The organism is Streptomyces aureus, assembly GCF_001418135.1.
GTDB lineage: Bacteria > Actinomycetota > Actinomycetes > Streptomycetales > Streptomycetaceae > Streptomyces > Streptomyces aureus_A.
This window is the reverse complement of record NZ_LIPQ01000334.1, coordinates 1-8,519: the sequence shown is the minus strand read 5'-3', so window position 1 is coordinate 8,519 and position 8,519 is coordinate 1. Positions and strand designations below refer to the sequence as shown.

General features: G+C 73.1%; 9 protein-coding genes and 1 pseudogene. 4 read left to right on the top strand and 6 right to left on the bottom strand.

Translation table 11 applies throughout. The features are described from left to right. A pseudogene (locus AOK00_RS40635) lies at positions 1–781 on the bottom strand (apolipoprotein N-acyltransferase); the annotation flags it as partial. 127 nt (positions 782–908) lie between these two features. After that, positions 909–1,355: a nuclear transport factor 2 family protein gene (locus AOK00_RS25815; RefSeq protein WP_055602654.1), complete on the bottom strand. Its 447-nt coding sequence runs from the start codon at positions 1,353–1,355 to the stop codon at positions 909–911. A gap of 80 nt (positions 1,356–1,435) precedes the next feature. Here AOK00_RS25815 and AOK00_RS25810 point away from each other — a divergent pair, with 80 nt between their 5' ends. After that, complete coding sequence (locus AOK00_RS25810) at positions 1,436–2,029, top strand: flavin reductase family protein (RefSeq protein ID WP_055602653.1); 594 nt, start codon at positions 1,436–1,438, stop codon at positions 2,027–2,029. 87 nt (positions 2,030–2,116) lie between these two features. On the opposite strand, the gene AOK00_RS25805 is transcribed toward AOK00_RS25810, so the two are convergent. Further along, complete coding sequence (locus AOK00_RS25805) at positions 2,117–2,989, bottom strand: undecaprenyl-diphosphate phosphatase (RefSeq protein ID WP_055602652.1); 873 nt, start codon at positions 2,987–2,989, stop codon at positions 2,117–2,119. 81 nt (positions 2,990–3,070) lie between these two features. After that, positions 3,071–3,541 (bottom strand): winged helix-turn-helix transcriptional regulator, encoded by a 471-nt coding sequence (locus tag AOK00_RS25800; RefSeq protein WP_055602651.1) that lies wholly within the window; start codon positions 3,539–3,541, stop codon positions 3,071–3,073. 137 nt (positions 3,542–3,678) lie between these two features. Between AOK00_RS25800 and AOK00_RS25795 the strand changes: the two genes are divergently transcribed. Continuing rightward, positions 3,679–4,848 carry a thiolase family protein gene (locus AOK00_RS25795; protein ID WP_055602650.1) on the top strand — a complete coding sequence of 390 codons (1,170 nt, stop codon included), beginning with the start codon at positions 3,679–3,681 and terminating at the stop codon, positions 4,846–4,848. A gap of 60 nt (positions 4,849–4,908) precedes the next feature. On the opposite strand, the gene AOK00_RS25790 is transcribed toward AOK00_RS25795, so the two are convergent. Further along, complete coding sequence (locus AOK00_RS25790; protein WP_055602649.1) at positions 4,909–5,670, bottom strand: TVP38/TMEM64 family protein; 762 nt, start codon at positions 5,668–5,670, stop codon at positions 4,909–4,911. Positions 5,671–5,799: 129 nt separating this feature from the next. Here AOK00_RS25790 and AOK00_RS25785 point away from each other — a divergent pair, with 129 nt between their 5' ends. Together AOK00_RS25785 and AOK00_RS25780 are read left to right on the top strand one after the other, a co-directional pair. Continuing rightward, positions 5,800–6,525, top strand: a complete 726-nt coding sequence (locus tag AOK00_RS25785) for a DNA alkylation repair protein (RefSeq protein WP_055602648.1) — start codon at positions 5,800–5,802, stop codon at positions 6,523–6,525. Positions 6,526–6,559: 34 nt separating this feature from the next. Beyond that, positions 6,560–7,405 carry a spermidine synthase gene (locus AOK00_RS25780; protein WP_055602647.1) on the top strand — a complete coding sequence of 282 codons (846 nt, stop codon included), beginning with the start codon at positions 6,560–6,562 and terminating at the stop codon, positions 7,403–7,405. On the opposite strand, the gene AOK00_RS25775 is transcribed toward AOK00_RS25780, so the two are convergent. Beyond that, positions 7,367–8,519 (bottom strand): MFS transporter (locus tag AOK00_RS25775; RefSeq protein WP_079042191.1); only part of this gene is annotated, 1,153 nt, incomplete at its 5' end. The genes AOK00_RS25780 and AOK00_RS25775 overlap by 39 nt on opposite strands.

The following is an 8,519-nucleotide window of genomic DNA, read 5'->3' as shown; positions in this document are numbered from 1 at the left end:
CCCCCCAGGCGGCCGTACCGGCCACGAGCGCGCAGCCCGCCAGCCCCGCGACCCCGACGGTGCGCAGCCCCGGCCCGGCCACGAGCAGGGCCACGGCCGTGTTCGCCGCCACCACGAGCGCGGTCACCAGCCACACCCCGCCGACCGAGGCCAGCCGGAGCGCCGCCGGCACCTGCCACTGGCTCGCCCCGAGCAGCCCCCAGGGACCTCCAAGTCCCTCCCAGGAGCGCACCAGCTCGATCAGCAGCCAGCCGGAGGGCAACGCGACCAGGGCGACGGCGGCCCGCAGCGCCGACGGCGCGCCGCCGAGCAGGGACCGCACGAGCCAGGCCCACGGCAGCCACAGCAGGCCGAGCAGCGCGGAGAGCGGGAGGAGGAAGACGTGCAGGCTGGGCAGCAGCCAGTGATGGACGGCGAACACGAAGCCGATCCCGCCCAGCCAGCCGTCCAGGGCGGCCCGGCGCGCTCCCGGAGCCGTACGGATCAGGAGAAGCCAGGGGACGAGCGCCAGGTACGCCCACCACCAGAGCCCGGGGGCGGGGAAGGCGAGCGCGGGCAGCGCGCCGAAGCCGACCGCGAGCAGGGAGCGGGCGAGGCTGCGCCGGAGGCTCCGGCCGCCTCGGTCGCGGCCCGGGGCCCGCTCCCGGTGCTGGTCCGGGGCCGGGTCCTGTTCCTGGGCCGTTTTCGGCGCCCGGTCGTGGTCCGGGCTCGGACCCTGGTCCTGGTCCGGGTCCTGGTCCGGTCCCTGGTCCTGTCGCCGTCGTACGAACGGATTTCGCATGGCATGCCTCCGCCCTTGCCTTCAGTGTCGGGCGTGACCGGGTTCGGCGCGGCTCGGGCGGTCCGCCGGGGTGCCGGGGCGGGAGGATTCCCGGGAGGCGGCGGCCGGCGGGGGCCGGTGGTGGCGGTCAGCCGTGCCGGCGCCACCGTTCGTCCACGACGACCGAGGTCAGCCGCCAGCCGTCGGCGGTCCGCACCGCGCCGAACGCGTAGCGGCCCCCGCAGACGAAGTCCTCGCCGGAGGTGAAGCGCATCGGGTTGACGTAGTCCGCGCGGATCTCCGCCGTGTCCCCGTTCTCCGGGTACCCGGCCGGCCCGCGGAACAGGACGCGGCGGTTCACGATGAGGTGCTGCCGTACGGGAAAGAGCGTCAGCGTCTCGGCGAGCCAGTCGGCCACCTCGGCCGCCGGGCCCTCGACACCGCCCGAGCCCCGGTAGTCGGCCCTGCCGTCGGACGAGAACAGGGCCCGGTAGGCGGTCCAGTCGGCGTCGTCCACGGCCGCCGCGTACCCGGTGACCAGGTCGTCGACGGCGAGTCGGTCCATCACGGTCGCGAGGTCCACGCGCTGCGTCATCGGATCAGTGTCGGGCAGGCCGGGCCAGGGGCCAAGGGGCGTGCGCGGGGGTAGTTCCCGGAGACGGTCATACTGTCCGGATGCGCGTGAACATCGATCCCGAACTGAGCGACCGCACCTCCTTCTACCGGCTGCTCACCGCCACCGTCGTGCCCCGGCCGATCGCCTGGGTCTCCACGTCCTCGGCGGACGGGACGGACAACCTGGCCCCGCACTCCTTCTTCACCATCGCCTCGGTCACGCCACCGGTCGTGCAGTTCACCTCGGTGGGACGCAAGGACTCGCTGCGCAATGTGGAGGAGACGGGGGAGTTCGTCGTCAACCTCGCCCCCGAGGGACTCTTCGAGCAGATCAACGCGACGGCGACGGACTTTCCGCGCGGGGTCAGCGAGTTCGACGCGTGCGGCGTCGAGCGCGAGCCGAGCCTCCGCGTGAAGCCGCCGCGTGTGGCGGCGTCGCCGGTGGCGCTGGAGTGCGAGCTGCACAGCACGCTGCGGATCGGCGACTCGACGGTCGTCTTCGGCCGGGTCGTCCACGCGGCGATCGACGAGTCGGTCGTCCTCGACGGCCACCCCGAAATGACCCTGATGCGCCCGCTGACGAGGCTCGGCAAGAACGAGTGGGGGACCCTGGGCGGCATCAAGGAGATCGCCCGCGTGCCCTACCGGGGCTGAAAGGAATGCCGGGCCCTGGAGAGCAGGGCCCGGCATTCGATACGGCGGTGTCGCCGCGTGGGACGACTTCGTCGGCCCGCGGCTCCGTCAGCCGCCCGACTCGCCCGCGTGGGGGCTCAGTACGTCCGTGCCGACCAGGATGAAGAGCAGGATGCCGAGCAGGATCCGGTAGATCACGAACGGCATGAAGGACTTGGTGGTGATGAACTTCATGAACCAGGCGATCACCGCGTACCCGACCACGAAGGCGATGACCGTGGCGAAGATCGTCGGGCCCCAGGAGACGTGTCCCTCGCCCGCGTCCTTCAGTTCGTACGCGCCCGAGGCGAGCACCGCCGGGATCGCGAGGAGGAAGGAGTAGCGCGCGGCCGCCTCGCGGGTGTAGCCCATGAGGAGGCCGCCGGAGATCGTCGCGCCCGAGCGCGAGACGCCCGGGATCAGGGCCATCGCCTGGCAGACGCCGAAGATCAGGCCGTCCTTCACGCCGAGATCCCTGAGCGTCTTGCGCTCGCGGATCGCCCGGTGGCGGCCGCCGATCTCGTCGCGGGCGGCGAGCCGGTCCGCGACGCCGAGGACCACGCCCATGACGATCAGGGTGGTGGCGATCAGCCGCAGGTCGCGGAAGGGGCCCTCGATCTGGTCCTTGAGCGTGATGCCGAGGACACCGATCGGGATCGAGCCGACGATCACCAGCCAGCCCATCTGGGCGTCGTGGTCGGAGCGCATCGACTTGTCGGTGAGGGAGCGGAACCAGGCCGAGACGATCCGGGCGATGTCCTTGCGGAAGTAGATCAGTACCGCGGTCTCCGTGCCGATCTGGGTGATGGCGGTGAAGGCCGCACCCGGGTCTTCCCAGCCCGCGAACGCCGCCGTGAGACGGAGGTGCGCGCTGGAGGAGATGGGAAGGAACTCCGTCAGCCCCTGGACGAGCCCGAGGATGAACGATTCGAACCAACTCATGGGGCTAGGGCCGTCCCGTTATGTACGTGTGCGATCAGAAGGTCGAGCGCAGCGTACCGTCCCCAGATGAAGGGCCCGTGCTCAGGCCTCCGGTGGGGCAGTCGGCCCCGCGGTGCTCCAGCCCGGCGCCCGGACATGGGCGGTGAGGCTGTCGCGGTCGGCCTCGTCCCCGCAGTGGGCGCAGACGATCCGGGGGCTGAGGACCTCGCCGCACCGGTGCTCGAGGACGACCGGGCGGTCGTCGGCGTTGAGGTGGCGGTCGCCCCAGGCCATCAGGGTCACCAGGACCGGCTGGAGCTCCTCGCCGGCCGCCGTGGCCCGGTACTCGAATCGCCGGGGGCGTTCGCTGTACTGCACCTTCTCCAGGACTCCGGCCTCGACGAGCCGCTTGAGCCGGGTGGTGAGGATGTCGCGGGGCGCGCCGGTGTTGCGGGCGATCCGGTCGAAGCGTCGCACGCCGAGGGAGACCTCGCGGAGCACGAGCAGTGAGTACTTCTCGCCGACGAGCGCCAGGGTGTCGGCGATCGAGCAGGGGCGGGGTGCGGCCTTCATGGGGACAAGCGTAGGGCAGTCCGGGCGTGGCAGGTTTGGAAATCCAACTCATTGGGCCCGCCTGGGTTTGAAAACCCAACTGGCTGGGCTATGTTACCGATGAGTGTTGGTCCACTTATCCAACTCAGGAGCCTGTCATGCGCGACGCCGTCATCGTCGAAGCCGTCCGGACGCCGATAGGAAAGGGCAAGACGGGCGGAGCCTTGTCCCAGGTCCACCCCGTCGCCCTGCTCTCACACACCCTGCGTGCTCTGATCGAGCGCAGCGGCATCGACCCCGCCCTCGTCGACGACGTGATCGGCGGCACCGTCGACCAGGTCGGCGAGCAGGCCATGAACACCACCCGCTACGCCTGGCTGGGCGCCGGATTCCCCGAGTCCGTGCCCGCCACCACCGTCGACCGGCAGTGCGGCTCCTCCCAGCAGGCCGTGCACTTCGCCGCCCAGGGCGTGCTCTCGGGGGCGTACGACATCGTCGTCGCCTGCGGAGTCGAGTCCATGAGCCGGGTCCCCATGTGGTCCAACGTGCCGCCCGGTGCCGACCCCTTCGGCCCCGGCGTCGCCGAGCGCTACCCCGAGGGCCTCGTCCCGCAGGGCGTCAGCGCCGAACTCATCGCCGCGAAGTGGTCGATCGACCGCGAGGCCATGGACACGTTCGCCACGGCGTCGCACACCAGGGCGGCGCGCGCCTGGGCGGCCGGACTCTTCGACGCCGAGGTCGCCCCGTACGAGGACGTCCGCCGCGACGAGTCGGTGCGCCCGGCGACCACCCCCGAGATCCTCGCCGGGCTCCGGCCCTCCTTCGAGGACCCCGGCTTCGCCGAGCGCTTCCCGCAGATCGACTGGTCCGTCACCGCGGGCAACAGCAGCCCGGTCAACGACGGCGCCTCCGCCGTGCTCGTCATGGCCGCCGACACGGCCAGGAGCCTCGGCCTGCGGCCCCTCGCCCGGCTGCACGGCTTCGCCGTCACCGGCTCCGACCCGCTGCTCATGCTCACCGGCGTCATCCCCGCCACGGAGAAGGTGCTGCGGCGCTCGGGTCTCTCCCTCGCCGACATCGACCTCTTCGAGATCAACGAGGCCTTCGCCAGTGTCGTCCTCGCCTGGCAGCAGGAGACCGGCGCCGACCCGGCCAGGGTCAATGTCCACGGTGGTGCGATCGCCCTCGGCCACCCCCTCGGCGCCAGCGGCACCCGCCTCACCACCACGCTCGTCCACGCACTGCGGGCCCGGGGCGCCCGCTACGGGCTCCAGGCGATGTGCGAGGCGGGCGGCCTGGCCAACGCGATGATCGTCGAGGCGCTCTGACCCCGGCTGCCCTGACCCCGTCCGCTCTGCCCCCGTCCGCTCTGACCCGGCGCTCGAACCCTAGCGGGGGCCGCCCACCGTCTCGGGCGTCGGCTCCGGCCGCGGCGCCACAGCCGGCGCCGGGGCCCGCAGGTGGTGCCGCTTGCGCCACGCGACCACGGCGGCGGCCACGGCGGACAGGGCGATGAAGCCCGCCGAGACGAGGAACGCCGGGGAGCCGGGTTCCCCCGCCCGCGCGCCCGCCACGACGTACGCCGCCGTGTTGGGCACCGAGCCGAGCGCCGTCGCCACCAGGAACGGCACGTACCCCATCCGGGAGACGGCGGCGCAGTAGTTGGCCGCAGCGAACGGCACCCCCGGGAACAGCCGGATCGCGAGCATGGAACGGAACCCGTGCCGGCTGAGCTGCCCGTCCGCCGCCGTCAGCCAGCGGCCCCGGAGCATCGGCCGCAGCGCCTCCTGTCCCAGGAAGCGGCCGAGGGTGAAGGAGATCCCGGCGCCGAGCACCGTCCCCGCGATCGCCGCCGTCAGGCCGAAGGCCGAGCCGAACAGCGCGCCGGCCGCCAGATTGAGCACCGGACGCGGGACGAACGCCGCCGTGCACACGCCGTACGCCAGACCGAAGAGCATCACCGCGCCCGTGCCGTCCGTCTGCCGAGGCCAGCCCGAGGAGAGCAGCCGCTGCGGCTCGTACAGCACGACGAGGGCCGCCGCGGTGAGCAGCAGCAGCGCGAGCATCGAGAGCCGTGCGCGGGGCGCGAGCAGGGCCCGGGAGCAGCGGAGGGCGAGGGAGCCCGGCGGCCGGGGCACGGGAGCGAGCATTCGGGGAGAGTAACGGACGCGTCCGTATGATCGCCGTAATGTGCGTCATGCACCGCCTGGCGGACAGCCCATGGCCTCGGGCGGGCGGCCCGCGATGCCGGGCGGACGGACCACGACACGGAGGGCCCCATGACCGAGACCGCGCCCACGGCCGACGGCCCCACCGGCATCCCCGACAGCGCCCTCGCCGACACCGTCCTCGAGCGGCTCACCACCGTCTACCCGGCCGCGGGGAACCCCTTCCGGGCGCAGGAGATGGTCGCGTACATGAAGGGCGTCGCCCCCTTCCTCGGGCTGCGCAGCCCCGAGCGCCGTGACCTGTCCCGTACCGTCCTCGACGGCACCCCCCGTCCGGACGAGCAGGACTGCGCCGCCGTCGCCCTGCGCTGTTTCGCGCTGCCCGAGCGCGAGTACCACTACTTCGCCGTCGACTACCTGCGCCGCCATGTGAGGCGCTGCTCGTCCGCATTCCTGCCCGTCGCCCGCCGGCTCGTCACCACCGTCTCCTGGTGGGACACGGTCGACCACCTCGCCGCCCATGTCGTCGGCGGTCTGGTCGCCGCCGATCCCGCCCTCGGCGACCGCATGGACGAGTGGATCGAGGACGAGGACCTGTGGGTGGCCCGGACGGCGATCCTCCACCAGCTGAGGTTCAAGGACGCCACCGACGCGGACCGGCTCTTCGCCCACTGTCTGCGCCGCGCCGCCGACACCGACTTCTTCCTCCGCAAGGCCATCGGCTGGAGCCTGCGCGAGTACGGCAGGACGGCCCCGGCCGAGGTCCGCGCCTTCGTCGCCGCGAACACCACCCGGCTCTCGCCCCTCTCCGTACGCGAGGCCCTCAAGCACCTCTGAGGGTCCCCGCGGCGACCCCCTGCACAATGAGAGCGTGAACGAGCAGATTCCCGTCATCCGTGAGGTCGACCAGGGCACCGCGCGCCTCATGCCCGATGTGGACCGGGAGCGGGCCTGGCTCCTCACGGTCGACGGCGCACCCCAGTCGTACGTCGACCTCGACGACCCGGCGTACCTGGAGTTCGAGTACGCGCGCCGGCTCGCCCATGTCGTCGACGGCGCCGCGGACGACGGCGAACCGCTGGACGTCCTGCACCTCGGCGGCGGGGCGCTCTCCCTGCCGCGCTACGTGGCCGTCAGCCGGCCCGGCTCGCGCCAGGACGTGGTCGAGGCCGACCGGGGGCTGCTCGCGCTCGTCGCCGAACACCTGCCGCTGCCCGAGGGGTCCGGGATCACCGTGCACGGCGCGGACGCCCGGCGCTGGCTGGAGGCGGCCCCCGCCGCCTCGGCCGACCTCGTCGTCGGCGACGTCTTCGGCGGCTCCCGCGTGCCCGCCCACCTCACGTCCGTGGAGTACGCGCGCGAGGTCCGGCGCGTCCTGCGACCCGACGGCATCTACGCCGCCAACCTGGCCGACGGGGCGCCCTTCGCCTTCCTCCGCTCCCAGCTCGCCACCTTCGCGGCCGTCTTCCCCGAGCTGGCGCTGGTCGCCGAGCCGGCCGTGCTGCGCGGCCGTCGCTTCGGGAACGCCGTCCTGGTGGCCTCCGGCCGTGAGATCGACACCGCCCGCCTCGCCCGCCGGGCCGCGGCGGACGCCTTCCCCGCGCGCGTGGAGCACGGGGACACGCTCGACCGGTTCACCGGCGCGGCGGCACCGGTCCTCGACGCCGGGGCCGTCCCGTCACCCGTTCCGCCGGAGGGAGCCTTCGGCATCGGCTGAGGCACCGGTCGAGGCACCGGCCGAGCCTTCGGCATCGGCTGAGGCACCGGCTGAGCCATGGACCGGGACATGGGCCGAAGCGGGGGCGGCGGCGAGAGGCGCGGCCGTCGGAGCCGGTACGGAGTCGGAGGCGGCGGCCGGTGTCGTCGCGCCGACGGTCTCCTTCGTGTGCGGACGCCGGGTCAGATTGCGTACGTCCGGCACCAGCAGGACGAGCGCGGTGACCAGCACCATCAGCCCCGCGGCGCCCCAGAGCGCCGTGCTCCGGCCGAACGAGGTCTCCGCCGGGCCGGCGAGCGCCGTCGTCAGCGGCAGCAGGGCCGTCGAGCCGAACCAGTCGTAGGCCGACACCCGGGACAGCTTCTCCTCCGGGATCTCCTGGTGCATCGTCGTCATCCACGAGACGCCGAAGACCTCGATGGCCACCCCGCTGACGAACATCGCCGCCGTGAGCCCCACGGCGTCGAGCGGTACGGCGAGTGCCGCCGACGGCAGCGCGATCGGGAAGACGCAGAGCGTGCCGACGAAGAGCAGCCGGCGCGGTTTCCAGCGGGCCATCAGGAAGGCGCCCGCGAGCGTTCCCACGCCGTACGCGGCGAGCGCGATGCCCCACGGGCGCGCGCCGCCCAGCTCGGCCTTGGCCACCAGCGGCCCGTACACCGACTCGACCGCCCCGATCAGCCCGACGACGACGGAGAACTGGGCGACGATCGACCACAGCCAGGGCCGGCCGATGAACTCGTGCCAGCCCTCCCGCAGATCGGAGAAGAGGCCGCCGCCGGGAGCGCGTTCGGGGATGCCGCTCACGTCCAGGAACGCGCGCAGCCCGCCCGCGACCGCGAAGGCGACGGCGTCGATCAGGAGGACCCAGCCGGGTCCGACGAACGCGACGAGCGCGCCGCCGAGCGCCGCGCCGCCGATGGACGCGAAGGCGCGGCTCGCCTGCTCCCCGGTGACGCTGGACATCAGCATGCCCTCGGCCGCCGGGTTGAAGAACGCCTGGCCGGTGCCGCAGAGCGCGGTGAGCACCATCATCTGCCAGATCTGGGCCGTACCCGCGAGCACGAGGGCGGCGAAGACGGCCTGCGAGGCGAAGTTGAGGACGTTGGCGGCG